We start from the raw sequence: 17076 nt of genomic DNA, 5'->3' as shown, positions 1-17076 counted from the left end.
GCCTGCCATAAACACGCGGTTAACTGACAACCAGGACGTACCAAAGCCAGGAAAAAGGCATTACCAGGAACAGTCCGGGCAGCATATTGGCGACCGGGAACAGCTTGATATTACAAATACGCAGGCCGGTAGCGACCATGATCAATCCCCCGGCACAGGAGAAGTCTGCCATCATATCCGGCGTGGTCATGGGCATAATATAGTTAGCCAACATCGCTAACGCGACCTGAATGACAACCAGCGGAATACCGACGGTCGCGACTGAATAGCCGAGCATGGTGGCGAAGATCGCGGCGGTAAACAGGTCCAGTACGGTTTTGATATACAGGATAGATGGATCGCCGGTCATACCTTCATGCATCGCACCGAAGATGCCGGTACCGCTGGCGCAGAACAAGACCAGAATCGCGACAAATTTCTCGGTGAACTCTTCATGACTGAGGCCCTGAACGGGGGGCAGGAATTTATTGACCAGGCCGCGGGTCATCCCGGCTGCCTTACCAATACCTTTTTCGACATAAAATAGCTCGCCGATCACGGCACCAATGACCATGGCCAGCACCACTGCTGGCATAAATTTTACCTTGATGACCAGATTGATCCCAAGACCAACTGAGCAAAGCCCAAAGGTCATCGGCAGCGCGGCTTTTACGCGATCCGGCAGCTTATTGCCTGCCATAGCGCCGATCAAACCGCCGATAATGACCGCGGCACCGTTAACATAAGGTCCGATTAACATTGTTGATTACCTGTTATCGGGTGCCTTCGGCACCCTTGTTATGTTTAGTGGTGGAGGGCGCCTTCGCCCCAGCGGGGAATGTCGTTTTCAAGCCCGAACAGATCGAGGGCGCGAGCGACGCTGTGAGTGACAATCTCATCCGCGCTTTGCGGACGTTGGTAAAGCGCTGGAACCGGTGGGAAGACGATGCCACCCATTTCGGTGACCTGCTGCATATTGCGCAGATGCCCCAGGTTAAGCGGCGTCTCACGAGCCAGAAGTACAAGACGACGCCGCTCTTTGAGCACAACGTCCGCCGCACGGGTCAGCAGGTTATCGGTCAGACAGTGAGCGACGGCGCCCAGCGTGCGCATGGAACAGGGCGCTATCAGCATCCCCAGGGTTTTAAAGGAACCGCTGGAGATAGCAGCTCCCAGATTTCCGATGGCGTGAACGACATCAGCCATCTCCATGATCTGTTTCAGGTTGTAGTCCGTCTCTAACTGGCAGGTGCGCTCTGCCCCTTTAGAGATCACCAGATGTACTTCCAGCTCCCGATTGCCCAGCAGTTCAAGCGCTTTAACGCCGTACTGAAAGCCTGACGCGCCGCTGATACCGACGATGATACGTTGCTTGCTCATGATTCCTCCCGTTATTCGAAGTCAGGCAGGAAGCGTTTCACATCCACCTCTTTGAATTTTGAACGCTCGAAGTGCTCTTTTAGATGGAAAGGTACGGTGCAGTCGAAGATGGTCTTACAGGACATCCCCTGTTGCAGAATGCTCGGGCTGTATTTCGGGTCCTGAGAAGGGTCCAGCGGATGGCAGCGTACACCGGGAATGAAAACGGTATCGACGTCGCCCTGGTAGCGGGTTTGCATCGCCCACATAACGTCGTCACTGTCGAAGATGTCCACATCTTCATCTACCAGAATGACGTGTTTGAGTTCCGGGAACGCCGAGAAGGCGAGCAATGCAGCCTGACGCTGCCGTCCTTCATCCACTGGCGCTGATTTTTTGAACTGCATAACGGCCAGAAGCTTGCCGCCGCCCGCAGTATGGGCAAAGACATTTAGCAGTTTGCCTGGCATGGCACGTTCTACCATATCCAGAATACTCGCCTCAGTGGGAATTCCGGCCATGTTCACGTGTTCTTCGCCCGGTCCTACCGTGGTACGCCAGATAGGATTACGGCGGGTGGTGACCGCTTTAACTTTAATGACCGGAATCGCAGCTTTTGCTTCGCCGGTATAACCCGGGAATTCCGGCATGGCACGCCCGGTATCGGTATTCTGGTCCTCACGAACCCTTACGTCCGGCAGTAGTTCACCTTCGATCACGATTTCTGCGTGGGCAATGGCTTTTTCATTAATGGTTTTGCACTGCACCATCTCTACCGGATGTCCACGTAGGGCACCGGCGATGCTCAGCTCGTTAAAGCCCAGCGGTGTGGTCGGCGGCTCAAAACATGCGGCGACTTCAATGGCGGGATCCACACCAATACTGATGGAGATAGGCAGTGGTTTACCGGCGGCTTCGGCTTTCATACGGAAAGCATCGATATGGCGGCCAGGGGTCAGCCACATGGAAAGCTCGTCGCGGCTCTGTACGCACAGGCGGTGAATCGTAACGTCGGATTCGTGGGTATCAGGATCGGAGGCGTAACACAGACCCATGGTGATGTAAGGGCCTGCATCCTCTTCGGTATTGGTCGGCGCTGGCAGCAGTTTGCGCAAATCGAAGTCGTCGTCGCTCGCCAGGTGAACGACTTCCTGACATACCGCTTTATCGGCGCTTACCTCGATGGGGGCAATGGCGTGCTCCACAGAGTCTTTAAGCAGAAAGCCCAGTTTTTCCGGTTCGCAGTTCAGGAACTGGCCCACGCGCTTACGGGAACCATTAAGGCCGATAGCGACACTGATATCCTTAAAGCCTTTAATTTTATTAAAGACCATCACCGGACCATTTTTGCGGGTTGGACGCTGGCAGGTACCGCCTGCGCCAACGTAACGATAAACGCCGGACAGTTCCGCATGGGGATCCACTTCTACATGAGTTTCAACATATTCGCCGGGCGTTCTTTTTAATAATTCTAACGCCGAACGTAAATCATGTACCCCACTGGGGTTTTTATTTTTAGAATCTTTCATTCTTTTTCTCCACTATATCGGGTCGCCCCGTCGGTGATTGAAAATATATTCCTGGGGCATCATTTGAACAAATACCATTTAGGTTATAGCGATCAGATCAAAATGGTGTGAGTAAAGAACGGTGAATTTATGGCGATAAATTGTCAGAAATCGGTGTTTTTGCCATGTAAATTAACAGTAATGGCATTTTTATTCTTTTTACTTTTCATTATTGACGCAATTCATTAACAACTATTCGCACTTATTGTTTATATGCAGGAATCTTCTCCGATGTGAGATAATGCTAAAGGGCAAAAGGCGTTTGGGCCGGGGTGACGGACTTCAGGAGGAATTGTGGATCTGAAAAGGCTAAGGTATTTCTGTAAGGTGGTGGAACAGGGCTCTATCAGTCAGGCCGCTCGCATGCTCAATATGGCGCAACCGCCGCTGAGTAAACGAATCCATGAACTTGAAGAAGAGCTCAATGTTCCTCTGTTTGTGCGTAATGGTAAACGCATCGAGCCGACCGATGCCGGATATTATTTATACCGTAAAGCCTGTGAGATATTACGTGAAGTCGAAGATACCACGCGTGAAACATTAAAAATTGCCCATCGTGAAAGTCGGTTATTAAGGATTGGCCTGACGCATCTTTTTCAGTCTTATTTCAGGCCGTTGCTCCTGGAATTACACCGCCTTCATCCGGATGCCGAATTAAGTATTTCTGTTTCCGATTCCAGTAACCTGGAGTCTTATCTGAATGATGGCCTGATCGATATCGCTCTCATCCAGAAACCTTATAACAGTGACGGCTTCGATTACGTGGCTTTTGAGCCGGTACGACTGGTTGCGGTGGTCAGTAAGAAGCTCCTGTCAGAGCCGCCGGTACAGCCTTTCCCCTATCTGAAACTGGGAAAATTTCCCCTGATGCTGTTGCACCGCGCCCGGGATTCCGGCACCTATGAAACCCTGCTCGATCTGTTTCGCAAGGGGGGCGTCGATCCCCATGTGATTATGCATATCACACAACCCGGAGTGATTCTGGAATGGCTGGAAGATGGGCTGGCAGCCGCCACGCTGTTGCCCGTTTCTGAAGTGACTGACCGCCAGCTGAAGAACTGCCACGTGCTGGATATTTTCCCCTCTCCTCAGATCTTCTTTCCGGCGCTGGTTAAAACTACTGCTACGCCGTATATGAAAGAGCTGATGGAGATTATCGAAGCCGGTTATCCCTTTCCTGTCGCAAAGTAGCGTCGCCGACTATACTCATACCTTTCAGACATCGAAAAAATGCCTTATAGGTGTTTGTTTTAAAACAAAACGGGTTTTCCATATTGATGCGCTGTGCTACCAGCGGATGGTACTGTGGCAGGGCGATAAAAGTGTTGGCGGGATCGCGAAGCGGGATGAAAAAGTGCCGGACGGCTCATGGCCGCCCGGCGGCGGGGCAGGATTACAGACGGGCCTTAATGGTGTTGACCATAGCGCTGGTCGAAATGCCGTAGCGGTCGTGCAGGGTAGGCAGGGCCCCGGCCAGCAGGAACTCGTCCGGCAGGCCGACGGTCGCCATCTGGGCGCGCACGCCGCGGCGCATTAACAGCGCGGCTACCGCTTCGCCAAGACCGCCAACCGCACTGTGGTTTTCCGCCGTGACCACCAGCCGCCCCGGTTTCGAGGCCTGGGCGATAATGGTTTCCTCGTCCAGCGGTTTGATGGTCGGCACGTGCAATACCGCAGCGCCGATATTGTCCCTGCGCAGACGTTCGGCCGTCTCCAGCGCCCGCATGGTCATCAGGCCGGAAGAGATAATCAGCACCTCGCGGCCATCTTCCAGCAGTTGCGCCTTGCCAGGAACAAACTGGTAGTCGTATTTATCCAGCACCAGAGGAACTTTACCGCGCAGCAGGCGCATATAGACCGGTCCGGGTAGATCGGCAACGGCGGGCACCATCTGTTCGATCTCCAGCGCGTCGCAGGGATCGATCACGGTCATCCCCGGGATCGCCCGCATCATTGCCAGATCTTCCGCTGCCTGATGGCTGGGTCCGTAGCCGGTGGTCAGCCCCGGCAGCGCGGCGGCGATCTTCACATTCAGCGACTCTTCGGCAATGACCTGGTGAATAAAGTCATAAGCCCGGCGGGTGGCGAACACGGCGTAGGTGGTGACAAAGGGGGTAAAACCCTCTTTAGCCATGCCGCCTGCGGCGCCCATCAGTAGCTGTTCGGCCATGCCCATCTGGAAGAAACGTTCCGGGCAGGCCTGAGCAAAGATGTGCAGATCGGTGTATTTCGCCAGATCGGCAGTCATTCCGACGATATCCGGGCGCCGGGCCGCCAGCTCTACCAGCGCGTGACCAAAGGGAGCGGCGCGGGTGGGCTGACCCTCTTCGGCAATAGAGGCAATCATGGCAGAGGTGGTTAAACGGGGTTTGGCTGCGTTGCTCATTGGGCGCCTCCTGTCGGCTGCTGCGCGTCTAATACGGCGAGCGCTTTCTGCCACTCGTCTGCCTCCACGCGAATAAAGTGGTTCTTGTCCCGCTCTTCCAGGAAGGGGACGCCTTTGCCCATCAGGGTGTCGCACAGAATCACCCGTGGCTGCTTGCCTACATGGTTTTTCGCTTTATCGAAGGCGTCGATAACTGCGGCGGTATCGTTGCCGTCCACCCGCTGAACATACCAGCCGAACGATGCCCACTTATCCTGGAGCGGCTCGTAGCCCAGGATCTGCTGGGAATTACCGTCGGCCTGTTGGCGGTTGATATCGACGATGTTAATCAGGTTGCCCAGCTCGTGGTGGGCTGCCGACATGGCGGCTTCCCAGGTGGAGCCTTCGTCCAGTTCGCCGTCGGACATCGAGTTGATCACCAGCGCCGGGTTATTCTTGTGGCGCAGCCCCAGCGCCATACCAACGGCGATGCTTAAACCCTGGCCCAGCGAACCGCCGGAGATCTCCATGCCTGGCGTATAAGTCGCCATACCGGACATTGGCAGGCGGCTGCCGTCGGCGCCGTAGCTTTCCAGTTCTTCCTCCGGAATGACGCCTGCCTCAAGCAGTGCGGCATACAGGGCGATGGCGTAGTGGCCGTGAGAAAGCAGAAAGCGATCGCGCCCTTCCCATTCCGGCTCCAACGGGCGCAGTTGCATGGTGTGACAGAAGGCGGTCGCCAGCACGTCGGCATAACCCAGCGCCTGGCCGATATAGCCCTGGCCCTGTACTTCGCCCATACGCAGGGCGTAGCGCCGGATGCGCCAGGCCGCAGCGGCGACCTTTTCGATTTCAGCAGGTGATGGCATAGCTGGCTCCTTAGTGAATTAACATGCCGCCGTTGACATCAAGGGTGATGCCGGTGGAATAAGAGGAGAGGTCGCTGCCCAGGAACAGGGCGGCGCGGGCCACATCCAGCGCGTCGCCCAGTCGGTTCAGCGGAATACCGGCCAGAATGTTGCGGCGCATTTCGTCGGTCAGCTTACCGGCGGTGATGTCGGTCTGAATCAGCCCCGGCGTGATGGCGTTGACCCGAATATTATCCGGCCCCAGTTCCCGGGCCATCGCTTTCGCCAGTCCCAGTACTCCAGCCTTGGCCGCGCTGTAGTGCGGGCCGCCGAAGATACCGCCGCCACGCTGGGCGGAAACCGAAGAGATGCAGACAATACAGCCGCTGCCCTGGGCGCGCATGGTGGGAATCACCGCCTGTGAGGCCAGCAGGGTGCCGCGCAGGCTGACGTCCAGCACGGCATCGTAGTTGTTCTGTGCGATCTCCATCAGCTTCAGGGGTTGAGTGATACCGGCGTTATTGACCAGCACGTCGATACGTCCATAGCGGTTAATCACTTCGGCAATGGCTTGCTGCACCTGATGTTCATTGGTGACATCAGCCGCCAGCCCCAGGTGCTGGTCACCCAGTTGCGCAGCGGCGGCCGCGGCGGCATCGGCGTCCAGATCGAGAATGGCGACTCTGGCCCCCTGTTCGGCGAACAGACGGGCGGTGGCGAAACCCAGGCCACGAGCCGAGGCTGCGCCGGTGATAACGGCGACTTTATCGTTAAGCAACATAGTTTGACTCCGGTAGAGATAATACTCAGTGAAAGATATAAGCGGGCCGCTACTGCGGCTCGTCGAGAAACAGAATCACCACCAGGCCCAGCGCGGCGCAGATGCCAAACCAGGTAAACACCGCGTTGAAGCTGCCGGTGCTGTCCAGCAGGAATCCCGCCACCATGGGCGAAACAAAGCCGCCCAGATTGCCGCCGCTGTTAATGATGGCGGCGGCGATGGGATAGGTTTTGGGAGCCGCCGCAGCCATGCCGTAGGCGGTGAAGGCGGGCCAGCCGATATTGAGGCACAGGCCGACCATGAACAGACCGATACAGACCGCCAGGGTATTACCGGGAATGTTGAGCATAATCAGCATCATGATGACGGTAGTGATGGCGGTGAACAGCATGGTGGGCTTGCGGCGGCGGCCAAGCAGACGGTCGGAGATCCAGCCGCCGGCAATGGCGCCGATAAAGCCGCCGATGCAGGGCATGCTGGCCACCAGCCCCATGCTCATAAAGTTGAATCCCTTCTCTTTCACCAGATAGAGCGGAATCCAGGTCAGCAGCCCGTAGAGCACGCTGACCATCATGAAATAGGCCACGCAGTCCCCCAGAATGTTTTTGGAGGTGAACAGCGCCTTTGTGTTGTCCAGCGGCGCCAGCTTGCGTACCCGAATCAGCTTGTCGAGCAGCGCGAAGCGGGGGGACAGAACGATGTTGCCCTCCTGCAGCGCCGGATCGCTGTTTGCCTGACGGTCATTGGTAATTAACGCCAGTTCGCTCTCTGAGACAAAACGGCTTTCGCCCGGGCGGGATTTCACCAGCAGATACCAGGCCAGCGCGACGACGATGCCGGGAATGGCGAAGGAATAGAACACCCAGCGCCAGCCCCAGGTCACTGAAATCCAGACCGCCAGCGGCGGCACAATAATTGGCGCGAACATAGTAGCGGCAATAAACACGCCGGTGGCGGTGGCCTTTTCCCGGGCCGGAAACCAGTTGTTAATGGTGGCCGTGAGCCCCACCGGGCAGGGGCCTTCGCTCAACCCCAGACCAAGGCGGATCAGCTTGAGGCTAAAGACCGAGCTGGCGGTGCCCATCAGCCAGGTAAAGGCGGAAAAGCCGAAGATGGAAAGAGAAACCAGCCCACGGGTGCCTTTACGGGCAATAAAGAAGCCCGCCGGGATCTGACTGATGGCGTAGCCCAGAAAGAACATACTGGCGATGGCCCCGGCTTCGAAGTTATTAATATGAAATTCGTCGATAATAAATGGCAGTACCGCGCCAATATTGGTTCGGTCAGCGTAATTAATCGCATAGACAATAAATATCAGACTTAATACTACAAAGCGATAATTCGTCCTGGCGATTCCTGGGTACAGGGTGCTCTCAATTCTGGACATGTTTTCTCCTCATTATAGAGAAACGGCATGTGCTTTCTCTTTTATTTTCTTTTGTTGATTACGGCATGTTTCCGGTGAATATATCGACTCAGCACTCAGACACCAGACAAGAAAACTCAATTGATACTGAGAAAAATTTGTTATGTGACTGGATTCAAATGCCGAAACGGATGTAGCAGGGGAAAATCCTGACGGCTGATGTTCTGTTGCAGAATAATGATAAGTCCATCACAAAAATAGCCTGAAGGCGCAATGAGATACTGGCAATCGTCCTCATTACCGCCCTGGAAGTGGATGTTGGCAGGGCTTCGTGTAGTATCGGCGGCTAACCTGTAGCTACATTCTTTCCGGGAGGAGCCATGACCCGACGCGATAATAACAATAATTTACCGCTTCCCTCGCTGCGTAATATTCAGGCGTTTATTGAAGTGGCCAATGCCGGGAGTATTAACCTTGCCGCTGAAATATTAAATATAACCGCTTCGGCGGTCAGCCATCAGATTGCTGCACTGGAAAGCTTTATTGGTAAAAAACTTTTTGTTCGTAGCGGTAAGGGTGTCATATTAACCAGTATCGGTCAGCAATATTTAAAAGACGTTTCCGGGGCTTTAAGTATTATCGGTCGGGCCACCGATCAGGCTATTAATGATATTCATCATGAGCATTTACGTATTCACAGTGCCCCCAGCTTCGGGCTGTTGTGGTTGATGATTCGGCTGGACAAGTTTCGTCAACGCCATCCGGAACTCCAGCTTAGCCTCTCCTGCTCATACGAGAATCTGCAATTCGCCCGGGATAATATCGACATCGATATTCGTCACGGATTTTCGGAATGGCCCACCCTAAGCGTACGCACCGTTAAGCACGAGCGGGTGATGGTACTGGCCGCGCCGGAGTATCTGGCCTCGCACGCCATTCATGAACCCGCATCGCTGCTGGATTGTGATTTGATTCATTCCAACAGCACGCTGATTAACTGGAATCACTGGTTCGCTTTCCACGATGTCGAGAATCATGGGAAAAATTTTATTTTTAGCTTCGATCGCTCCTATATGAGCCTGGAAGCGGCGCGAATGGGGATGGGCGTGATTCTGGAAAGCAGCCTGCTGGCGGCGGACTATATCCGGCGTGGCCTGCTGGTGCCGGTGTTCGACGGGGCATTCAGCATGCCGCTTAACGCCCACCATTTCGTCTTCCCCCACGGGGCGGATAAGAAGGAGAAAGTGGCGCTGTTCCTGGCGTGGATCGGCACCGAATTGCAGAACGAGGGCTTTGAAGTGTAATGCTTCCGAAGCGAAAATCGGCTGGCTGATTCACTGGCAAATGTGCTGAATTTACCCACAATCGTCAGCGGCGCTTTGCCGCTATTTTTTTGTTAGCATGGCGCTCTGTATGGCACCTGGCGGATGATTTATTGAAGCTTAAACGCATCGCGAAAATTATTATTTTTGCCTTCACGGTATTTGCTGCCGTTATTGTTTATAACGCCATTATCATATACCGGTTCAGCCTGCAGGATGAGACGCAGACAGCAGACTGCGCCATCGTCGCCGGTGCCGGAATCATGGGAAACCGTCCCTCACCCGTATTTCAGGCGAGGCTGGACCATGCCGTCCAGCTTTACCGGCAGGGAGTGGTGCGCGCGCTGGTATTGACGGGTGGCTACAGCCCCGGGGCACCGACGTCGGATGCCGCGGTGGCCCGACACTATGTTCTGGTGAAAGGCGTTCCTGCCGACGCCGTTTTTATTGAGGAACGCTCTACGGTTACCCGGGAAAATATCCGCTACGCCAGGCAGATTCTGGTAGAGCAGCAGTGGCGCACGGCCCTGCTGGTGAGCGATCCACTGCATATGCGGCGCATGAAAAGCATTGCCTGTGATAGCGGCATCGACGGAAAATCCTCGCCGACGCCCTTTACCCGCTACCGGTCACGACTCTCACAGGCGCGTTTCCTGCTGAGCGAATCCCTTTACTACAGTGGATACCGCCTTTGGGGGTTATTGCCACAGGAACCAGGCAAACATCGTGACCACCGCGATGCTCACAATGTTAAGCCCAATGCCGACCCGCACCATATCGGTCTGCTTAATAAACCCTGAACCGAAGACAATGGCGTTGGGCGGCGTGGCGACCGGCAACATAAAGGCGCAGGAGGCGCCGAAACCGATAATCAGCGTCAGCAGCGCTTCCGGCATGCCCAGCGCTGTCGCTACCGTGGCGAATACCGGCACCAGCAGGGCGGCGCTGGCGGTATTACTGGTGAATTCAGTCAGGAAGATGATAAAGGTCGCTACCGCCAGCATAATGATAAACCAGTGGCTGGCGCCGAAAATATCCGCCATACCGTTGGCCATAATGGCGCTGGCGCCGGAATCCTGCAGGATGATGCTTAGCGTCAGGCCGCCGCCGAACAGCATCAGCACGCCCCATTCGGTGTTGTTTTGAATCTGCTTCCAGCTGGCGACGCCGCTTGCGCCAATCAGCACCGCGGCGGAGATCGCCACCAGCGAGTCGAACTGCTTCACGCCGCCAAGCATTGCGCTTATCTGGGTGCTGAAGATCCAGCTTACGACCGTCAGGGCGAAGATCCCCAGTGCTATCAGGCGCATGGTGGTCCACTCCACATGCTCCAGCTTGATATCCACCTTGTACTTAAGATTTGGCCGCAGCATCAGATACAGCACGCCCACCATCAGCGGCATCATCACTACCACCAGCGGAATGCCGTACTTCATCCATTCGAAGAAGCCGATATTAAGCTGGGCGGCGGCGATGGCGTTGGGCGGGCTGCCCACCAGGGTGCCTAAACCGCCAATGCTGGCGCTATAGGCGATACCCAACAGCAGGAAGATATAGGTTTTACGCTCTTTTTCCTGATCCAGATTAGTGAGGATCCCCAGCGCCAGCGGCAGCATCATCGCCGCCGTGGCGGTATTACTGATCCACATGGAAATTGCAGCCGTGACGCCGAACAGAATGATGACCGCCAGCCCCAGTCGGCCGCCCGCCAGCATCAATAGTCGGTTAGCGATAAGCCTGTCCAGCCCCTGTACGTGCAGCGCCGTCGCCAGCGCGAAGCCGCCGAAGAACAGGAAGATAATTGGGTTTGCGAAGGATTTCAGGGCGTTATTGGCATCCAGCAGGCCAAAACCAATGGCCAGCAGCGGGATCAACAACGCGGTGATGGTGACGTGGATTGCCTCCGTCAGCCACAGCACGCCGATAAACACCATCAGCGCCAGGCCAGCGTTAGCTTTTTCATCGAACGGCAAAAAATTAATCAGCAGTATCAGCAGAATAATGTCGATGGCGATAATCGCCAGCCCGCGCCCGGAAGGGGGGCTGGCCATAGCGGCTTTCAGAGGTTGTACATCCATGAGGTGGCTCCTTCGTTTTATCAATTTGTTAATACTTCACACTCTAAATGTATCAATTTGTATACATATGGAAATTATGAGGTCATTGATTTGCGATCCTGGTAGGGGTTTAAGATTTGTAATCGCAATAAGGGTTGTTCATTAATGAAGAGGATGCTAAGGCGTCCATGCCTTAAGGGTTACAGGCTGGCGGCAAATGTCGCCAGTTCGCGATTAAAGCGTGCGGGCTCTTCTATAAAGGGAGCGTGGCCGGAATCTGGATAGAGACGCGACTGAATCCCCGGATTGACCTGACGGGCTCGCGCCAGGGCTGGCTGGGGGCGGACCAGGGCGTCCTGCGCGCCGTAAATAAACAGCAGCGGAACCCGGGCCTTACCCAGCCCTTGCTCAAGCGCAATGCTCATTGACGGCACTGCGCGCTGCATGGGCCATGCCGCCAGAGCTGCATTGGCCAGCAGGCGCTCAAAGGTGACGCTATCCGGCTGCTGGTGGAAACATAGCCGCAGGAAAGCGCGTTCGCCATCCAGATGGGTCTTCAGATCCGCCGAGATCATATCCCGGTAAACGCTGGTGTGAGCGGGGATCTGCTCGGGCGTCAGTTCTACCACGCCATCCACGTAGACGGCGCCGCGAATATCGATATCCCCCCGGGCCGCCAGATAGTTGGTGATCACCGCGCCGCCCAGCGACCAGCCCACCAGCAGCGGCTTGTGGGCGTGGCTGGCGGCGATAACCGCCGCCAGATCCTCAGCCCAGCGTTTACCGTCGCGGTAAGCGGATTCCTGAGTGGGCTTATCGGAAAGCCCGTGACCGCGTAAATCGAAGGCGATCAACCGAAAGCGTTGCAGCTGAGGATCGCTAAACTGCCGCTCCCAGTTCAGGTGGCTGCCAAGCAGGCCGTGGATAAAGATGATGGGCGTACCCTGCGGATTCCCCGCCTCCTGCACCGCCAGCCGGACGCCGTCCGGCGCGGTCACGGTATAGCTTTTGGGCTGGGCCGCCAGCGCGGTGGAAAACAGCAGTAACAGCAGGGCCAAATAAGAATGGGCTGACAATCGCATTGATTACTCCTTCTGGGTTGATTTCCAGCTATCCTGAACCCTGACACTGATGTCAGAGTCAAGCGCTAACCCCGGGAGGAAAAATCATGTCTTTATCGATAGGTGAGCTGGCGAAAGAAACAGGCGTGAGCGTGCGGGCTATCCGCCATTATGACCGGCACGGTCTGTTAGTATCCCGGCGCGCCTGCAACGGCTATCGCTACTTTGCACCGCAGGCGATAACCCAGGTCCGGCAGATCCAGCGCCTGATCGCCACCGGTTTTAGCCTGGCGGAAATCAGCGCTTTCCCCGACTGTATGCGCATGACCGAAGACGCCGCCTTTTGCCCGGAAACCCGGGATATGCAGCTTAAGCGCCTGGCCGCCATCGAACGGCAAATCGCCGAACTGGAGCGGCGCAGGGATTGTCTGGCCGAAACCCTCAAGCGCAGTGAAGGGAAAGGGGATTTTTGAGGCATACATCCCCGCCATCAGGATGTATGCCTGAATGCCAGAGTTAGCGGTTGATCTTGTCGATCTTCAACATGCGGGCGATCACCGTATCCAGCTCTTTCTCTTCAAAAATCACTTTCCAGTCGGGTTTGATGATTTTTTCCCGGCCGTATTCCATGGCGATCATACAGGCGTCTGAGAAGGGGTTGGTGGCGCGGAAGGCGACCGCCAGGGCAATCTGGATATGCCCATACAGCATGGCTTTTGCCGCTTCTTCAGGTACGCCGCAATGTTTTACGGTTTCATCCAGTGACTCTTTCATAAAGGCGCCGACCATGCAGGCGACTGTATCCGCTGTATTTCAACGGTCTAATTTCTGAATGTGAAATTTATAGATGATATATAAATATAACCATATCAATACATTATATTCTTTTTAATTTTCCTAAGACATCTCACTTGTGAGCTATGACATGGTTATTTTTCCAAAAATTTTTTATGGTTTTAACATGATAAGTTTGGATATAGGGGCTTAGACATGACATCTCATTTTCACTACCGTATCGTAAATTATCTACGACTATTACGCGAAGCAGACGTACCACTGACAAGTGCTGAAATCTGTGTGAAAATGCAGATAAAACCACGTACACTCCGTAACGATTTATCTCGCTACAAAGCGATTTTACGTGAAAATGGTGTGTTGATTCATTCTCGTCCAGGTAGGGGATATCAGATACATATTCTGGATGAAAAAAAGTATCAGAACCTTATTTCCTCTATCGCGCAAGCGGAACATCGCCAGCATTGCATCGCTCCTGTCTATCCATCACAGCGGGTTAATTATATTATACGTCATCTACTCTCGGCGAGGGACTATATAAAGCTGGATGAACTTGCTGATGAAATATATGTGAGTCGGGCGACGTTGAATAATTGCATGACAGAAGTTCGTCGGATACTCACAAACTTTAAGCTTGGTTTACATTCCCGATCCGGTTATGGATTAAAAATAACCGGCAATGAGTTAAATATTCGCCAGGCTATGGCGCAATATTTTTTTTATGATAACAGCTATTCGGATTCGCAAAAGGCTAATCAACAGTATCCCCGCAATAAAATCGCAGATATTTTGACAGAAGCCTTGCAGGAAGGTCAGCTGAAACTAACGGATACTGGTTTTCGTAACCTGATTGTTCACCTTGAGATTGCCCTAAGGCGTGTCAATAACTGCCATGATGCTCCTGAGTTCCCTGAACACTACGCGGAATTAAAAGAACGGGAAGAATATCGTTTGTCTGAGCTATTGATTTCTCGAATCGAACGGGAATTTGCTGTTTCTTTCCCTGAAGCAGAATGTTATTTTGTTGCTATACATCTTGCAGGAAAGCGCTCTCTGCTCCAGCATCAGGCCCATGCCGTATCCCCTGATATTGTTCATTTATTTGATAAAATTAATCTCAGAATATTTGACGATTTCGCTATTGATCTGTCGGGAGACTTTGAGCTCTTTCACCTGCTGTCGCTTCACCTTATTCCAATGATGGATCGCCTGCACTGGGATCTGAAAGTGAATAACCCCCTATTAGAGGATATCAAACAGGAAAATCTGAAAGCCTTCGAAGTCGCGGTTCTTGCAGGAAAGATTATTCAGCAGGAGACGGGGCTAGAGGTCAACGAGGACGAAATAGGCTATTTGGCAATTCATTTTGGTCTGGCTATCGAGCGTCAGGGGAACTATGCTCGGCGTTACAATTTACTGCTTGTTTGCGCCAGTGGAATGGGAAGTTCTCAGCTTTTGCTTTACAGGATCCGGCAGCGTTTTGCACATGCCATCAGAGAACTGAAAGTAATACAGCTGTATGAGTTAAGCAACTTCGATCTGGCTGGCTATGATATGATTCTCTCGACGGTTAAGGTATCTTTTCAAACATCGCTCCCTGTGCTACGAGTAAACTATTTTTTTGATTCTCAGGATTTAAACCGCATGGAGCATTGGATGATTAACGATAAATTGCAACGCCGAAGAACCGTTTATCAGTATTTCCAACCCAATCTTTTTTTCACCGATCTACACTCTACGGACCGCTTTCAGTTGCTGTCTGAACTTTGCCAGCGCGTAGCGCTTAATGTGCCAGTGACTCAGAGTTTTGAGTCATGGGTCATTGAAAGAGAGAAACTCTCTGGTACGGCATTTGGATACGGAATCGCTTTTCCCCACCCACTACACCCCTGCGGAAACAGGACTTTCGTGGCGGTGGCTATACTGAAAAAACCTATGCGCTGGGATAACCATGAAGTACGTTATATTTTTATGATTAATATTCGCAAAGGAGAACAGGAGCCTCTGCAATGGCTGTATGAGAGCCTTATTTCCTTAATGGATAAGAGACAAAAATTAGCCGCTCTTGATACTCACCCCACATTTAACACGCTGATGTCTTTACTGATTGACAGTGTGACGACGGAAGAATCACCGGTGTTATAGAAAATGCCGCATTTATTGCGGCAAAAATCTGTAAGTTTCCCGATGCTCTCTCTGCATACAATCACATCTAATTTCTTCGATACTACAAGCACCGTGCGAACTGTTTTACTGGCAAACAATATAATTACCGAGCAGAGGACAGGAAAGAAGATGAATCCCTCAATAACATTTCTGGAAAAGCGTCTCATGCCACTAGTGACACGGGTAGGCAGGAACCGTGCGCTCACCGTTATTCGTAACGCAATGTGCGCTTGTATGGCCTTGCTCATTATTGGTAGTACCTCAATTCTGTTATCAAACATTCCGTGGGCCCCACTGGCAAATTTTATGGAGCCTGCGGCACCGGTTTTTAACGCTATTTTTAATGTCACCACGGGTATCATGGGGTTATTAACTGCGGCCAGCGTCGCTTATTATGGCGCGCAGGAATACAAGCAGGATATCTTTGTCTCTATCGCCACTTCCGTAAGTTTGTTTACTCTAAGCCAGTACCAGTTCATTGACGATGAAGGCTATCAATTAAATATCGACGGACTGGGAACCTCGGGGCTTATCAGTGCCATTATGATCGGTTTTATTACCTTAAAAACGCTGGCGCTATTTAAAGAAAAAAATATTACGATTCGTATGCCGAAAGGGGTGCCGGAAGCCGTTAGTGAGTCATTCTCCTCACTACTACCCGCTTTGTTTTTATTGATCTTATTCAGTTTGCTGGTCGTCGTCTTTCATTTTAATATTAATGTGACGATCGCGCGACTCATGACGCCAGTTACCTATGTTCTTAACTCCGCGCCAGGTTATGCCTTATATCATATGCTGTGTGCGCTGGTTTTTTTCTGCGGCATCAATTCGCAGGTGGTCATCGGTGTTGCAATGCCTTTTCTGATGCAAAATGGGGCGTTAAATGAGAAGGCTTTTCAGGCAGGGGAACAGGTTATGTTTGCCGCGACCAATGCAACCGACGCGATGATCTGGGCTGGCGGGACAGGGGCGACGCTGGGATTGGTTGTGCTGATGTCGCTGACTGCGAAGAGCCAGTATTTTAAAAAACTGGGGAGAATGTCGCTGGGGCCAGGCCTCTTTAATATTAACGAACCGGTTATTTTTGGTTCCCCCATCTGCTTTAACCCGCTTTTTATGTTGCCGTTTATTATTACCCCGGGTCTGATCGCAGCTGGTACATATCTGTTAATGCAGTATGGCATTATTGCCATGCCTCATGTCGCTAATCTTCCCTGGACAACGCCAACCTTCGTCGTCGGTTTTCTGATGACAGGAGGAAGTCTTTCCACCACGCTCTGGTCATTTATGATCATCATCATTTCGATGCTTATCTATTTTCCCTTCTTCCGTATCGCGGATAAGCAACTTTATTTGAAAGAGCGACAGGAAGCCGGGGATATAAACGAGGAAGGGAAGTAATGGAGCAT

Annotated in this window: 15 protein-coding genes and 1 pseudogene; 6 read left to right on the top strand and 10 right to left on the bottom strand. The window is 53.0% G+C overall.

The window, feature by feature from the left end; genetic code table 11:
* Window positions 1-19: 19 nt before the first annotated feature.
* The 3 genes from SCU88_RS21845 to SCU88_RS21835 are packed head-to-tail and all read right to left on the bottom strand — an operon-like array spanning window position 20 to window position 2867.
* A complete protein-coding gene (locus SCU88_RS21845) occupies window positions 20-739 on the bottom strand; it encodes a DUF554 domain-containing protein (protein WP_138094082.1) in 720 nt (239 codons plus the stop codon).
* A 44-nt stretch (window positions 740-783) separates the two neighbouring features.
* Complete coding sequence (locus SCU88_RS21840) at window positions 784-1359, bottom strand: UbiX family flavin prenyltransferase (protein WP_138094080.1); 576 nt, start codon at window positions 1357-1359, stop codon at window positions 784-786.
* 11 nt (window positions 1360-1370) lie between these two features.
* The gene (locus SCU88_RS21835; RefSeq protein WP_138094079.1) at window positions 1371-2867 is read right to left on the bottom strand and encodes a UbiD family decarboxylase; all 1497 of its coding nucleotides are present in this window, start codon (window positions 2865-2867) and stop codon (window positions 1371-1373) included.
* A 333-nt stretch (window positions 2868-3200) separates the two neighbouring features.
* Here SCU88_RS21835 and SCU88_RS21830 point away from each other — a divergent pair, with 333 nt between their 5' ends.
* Window positions 3201-4097: a LysR family transcriptional regulator gene (locus tag SCU88_RS21830; RefSeq protein WP_175340788.1), complete on the top strand. Its 897-nt coding sequence runs from the start codon at window positions 3201-3203 to the stop codon at window positions 4095-4097.
* Window positions 4098-4299: 202 nt separating this feature from the next.
* Here SCU88_RS21830 and SCU88_RS21825 read toward each other — a convergent pair whose 3' ends face one another.
* From SCU88_RS21825 to SCU88_RS21810, 4 genes are read right to left on the bottom strand one after another with little or no spacing between them, the layout of a single operon-like run.
* A complete protein-coding gene (locus SCU88_RS21825; protein WP_175340787.1) occupies window positions 4300-5292 on the bottom strand; it encodes a transketolase C-terminal domain-containing protein in 993 nt (330 codons plus the stop codon).
* Complete coding sequence (locus SCU88_RS21820; protein WP_175340786.1) at window positions 5289-6140, bottom strand: transketolase; 852 nt, start codon at window positions 6138-6140, stop codon at window positions 5289-5291. The genes SCU88_RS21825 and SCU88_RS21820 overlap by 4 nt, the downstream gene beginning before the upstream one ends.
* A 10-nt stretch (window positions 6141-6150) precedes the next feature.
* The gene (locus SCU88_RS21815) at window positions 6151-6900 is read right to left on the bottom strand and encodes a glucose 1-dehydrogenase (RefSeq protein ID WP_175340785.1); all 750 of its coding nucleotides are present in this window, start codon (window positions 6898-6900) and stop codon (window positions 6151-6153) included.
* Window positions 6901-6949: 49 nt separating this feature from the next.
* Entirely contained in the window at window positions 6950-8287 is a 1338-nt protein-coding gene (locus SCU88_RS21810; RefSeq protein ID WP_175340784.1) for an MFS transporter, read from the bottom strand.
* A gap of 359 nt (window positions 8288-8646) precedes the next feature.
* Here SCU88_RS21810 and SCU88_RS21805 point away from each other — a divergent pair, with 359 nt between their 5' ends.
* Both SCU88_RS21805 and SCU88_RS21800 read left to right on the top strand, forming a co-directional pair.
* Window positions 8647-9570, top strand: a complete 924-nt coding sequence (locus SCU88_RS21805) for a LysR substrate-binding domain-containing protein (RefSeq protein ID WP_175340783.1) — start codon at window positions 8647-8649, stop codon at window positions 9568-9570.
* A 131-nt stretch (window positions 9571-9701) separates the two neighbouring features.
* Complete coding sequence (locus SCU88_RS21800; protein WP_175340782.1) at window positions 9702-10388, top strand: ElyC/SanA/YdcF family protein; 687 nt, start codon at window positions 9702-9704, stop codon at window positions 10386-10388.
* Here SCU88_RS21800 and SCU88_RS21795 read toward each other — a convergent pair.
* Together SCU88_RS21795 and SCU88_RS21790 are read right to left on the bottom strand one after the other, a co-directional pair.
* Window positions 10287-11666 carry a DASS family sodium-coupled anion symporter gene (locus tag SCU88_RS21795; RefSeq protein WP_175340781.1) on the bottom strand — a complete coding sequence of 460 codons (1380 nt, stop codon included), beginning with the start codon at window positions 11664-11666 and terminating at the stop codon, window positions 10287-10289. The two genes, SCU88_RS21800 and SCU88_RS21795, sit on opposite strands and share 102 nt — an antisense overlap.
* Before the next feature lie 179 nt (window positions 11667-11845).
* Window positions 11846-12727 carry an alpha/beta fold hydrolase gene (locus SCU88_RS21790; RefSeq protein ID WP_175340780.1) on the bottom strand — a complete coding sequence of 294 codons (882 nt, stop codon included), beginning with the start codon at window positions 12725-12727 and terminating at the stop codon, window positions 11846-11848.
* An 86-nt stretch (window positions 12728-12813) separates the two neighbouring features.
* On the opposite strand from SCU88_RS21790, the gene SCU88_RS21785 reads away from it, so the two are divergent.
* A complete protein-coding gene (locus tag SCU88_RS21785) occupies window positions 12814-13179 on the top strand; it encodes a MerR family transcriptional regulator (RefSeq protein WP_175340779.1) in 366 nt (121 codons plus the stop codon).
* 43 nt (window positions 13180-13222) lie between these two features.
* On the opposite strand, the pseudogene SCU88_RS21780 reads toward SCU88_RS21785, so the two are convergent.
* Window positions 13223-13510: pseudogene (locus SCU88_RS21780) on the bottom strand (phosphogluconate dehydrogenase C-terminal domain-containing protein); the annotation flags it as partial.
* Window positions 13511-13696: 186 nt separating this feature from the next.
* On the opposite strand from SCU88_RS21780, the gene SCU88_RS21775 reads away from it, so the two are divergent.
* Both SCU88_RS21775 and SCU88_RS21770 read left to right on the top strand, forming a co-directional pair.
* Window positions 13697-15646 carry a PRD domain-containing protein gene (locus tag SCU88_RS21775; protein ID WP_175340778.1) on the top strand — a complete coding sequence of 650 codons (1950 nt, stop codon included), beginning with the start codon at window positions 13697-13699 and terminating at the stop codon, window positions 15644-15646.
* A 3-nt stretch (window positions 15647-15649) separates the two neighbouring features.
* Window positions 15650-17068, top strand: coding sequence for a PTS transporter subunit EIIC (locus tag SCU88_RS21770; protein ID WP_175340777.1), 1419 nt, complete (start codon window positions 15650-15652; stop codon window positions 17066-17068).
* Window positions 17069-17076: the final 8 nt, after the last annotated feature.

This window comes from Jejuibacter sp. L23 (genome assembly GCF_050815825.1).
GTDB lineage: Bacteria > Pseudomonadota > Gammaproteobacteria > Enterobacterales > Enterobacteriaceae > Jejubacter > Jejubacter calystegiae.
The sequence above is the reverse complement of the archived record's forward strand: the minus strand, read 5'-3'. Positions and strand labels throughout refer to the sequence as shown.

What these genes read in the sequence shown, in the direction of transcription:
- SCU88_RS21845 (WP_138094082.1), bottom strand. Translation starts at nt 739, where the DNA reads ATGTTAATCGGACCTTATGTTAACGGTGCCGCGGTCATTATCGGCGGT.
- SCU88_RS21840 (WP_138094080.1), bottom strand. Translation starts at nt 1,359, where the DNA reads ATGAGCAAGCAACGTATCATCGTCGGTATCAGCGGCGCGTCAGGCTTT.
- SCU88_RS21835 (WP_138094079.1), bottom strand. Translation starts at nt 2,867, where the DNA reads ATGAAAGATTCTAAAAATAAAAACCCCAGTGGGGTACATGATTTACGT.
- SCU88_RS21825 (WP_175340787.1), bottom strand. Translation starts at nt 5,292, where the DNA reads ATGAGCAACGCAGCCAAACCCCGTTTAACCACCTCTGCCATGATTGCC.
- SCU88_RS21820 (WP_175340786.1), bottom strand. Translation starts at nt 6,140, where the DNA reads ATGCCATCACCTGCTGAAATCGAAAAGGTCGCCGCTGCGGCCTGGCGC.
- SCU88_RS21815 (WP_175340785.1), bottom strand. Translation starts at nt 6,900, where the DNA reads ATGTTGCTTAACGATAAAGTCGCCGTTATCACCGGCGCAGCCTCGGCT.
- SCU88_RS21810 (WP_175340784.1), bottom strand. Translation starts at nt 8,287, where the DNA reads ATGTCCAGAATTGAGAGCACCCTGTACCCAGGAATCGCCAGGACGAAT.
- SCU88_RS21805 (WP_175340783.1), top strand. Translation starts at nt 8,647, where the DNA reads ATGACCCGACGCGATAATAACAATAATTTACCGCTTCCCTCGCTGCGT.
- SCU88_RS21795 (WP_175340781.1), bottom strand. Translation starts at nt 11,666, where the DNA reads ATGGATGTACAACCTCTGAAAGCCGCTATGGCCAGCCCCCCTTCCGGG.
- SCU88_RS21790 (WP_175340780.1), bottom strand. Translation starts at nt 12,727, where the DNA reads ATGCGATTGTCAGCCCATTCTTATTTGGCCCTGCTGTTACTGCTGTTT.
- SCU88_RS21785 (WP_175340779.1), top strand. Translation starts at nt 12,814, where the DNA reads ATGTCTTTATCGATAGGTGAGCTGGCGAAAGAAACAGGCGTGAGCGTG.
- SCU88_RS21775 (WP_175340778.1), top strand. Translation starts at nt 13,697, where the DNA reads ATGACATCTCATTTTCACTACCGTATCGTAAATTATCTACGACTATTA.
- SCU88_RS21770 (WP_175340777.1), top strand. Translation starts at nt 15,650, where the DNA reads ATGCCGCATTTATTGCGGCAAAAATCTGTAAGTTTCCCGATGCTCTCT.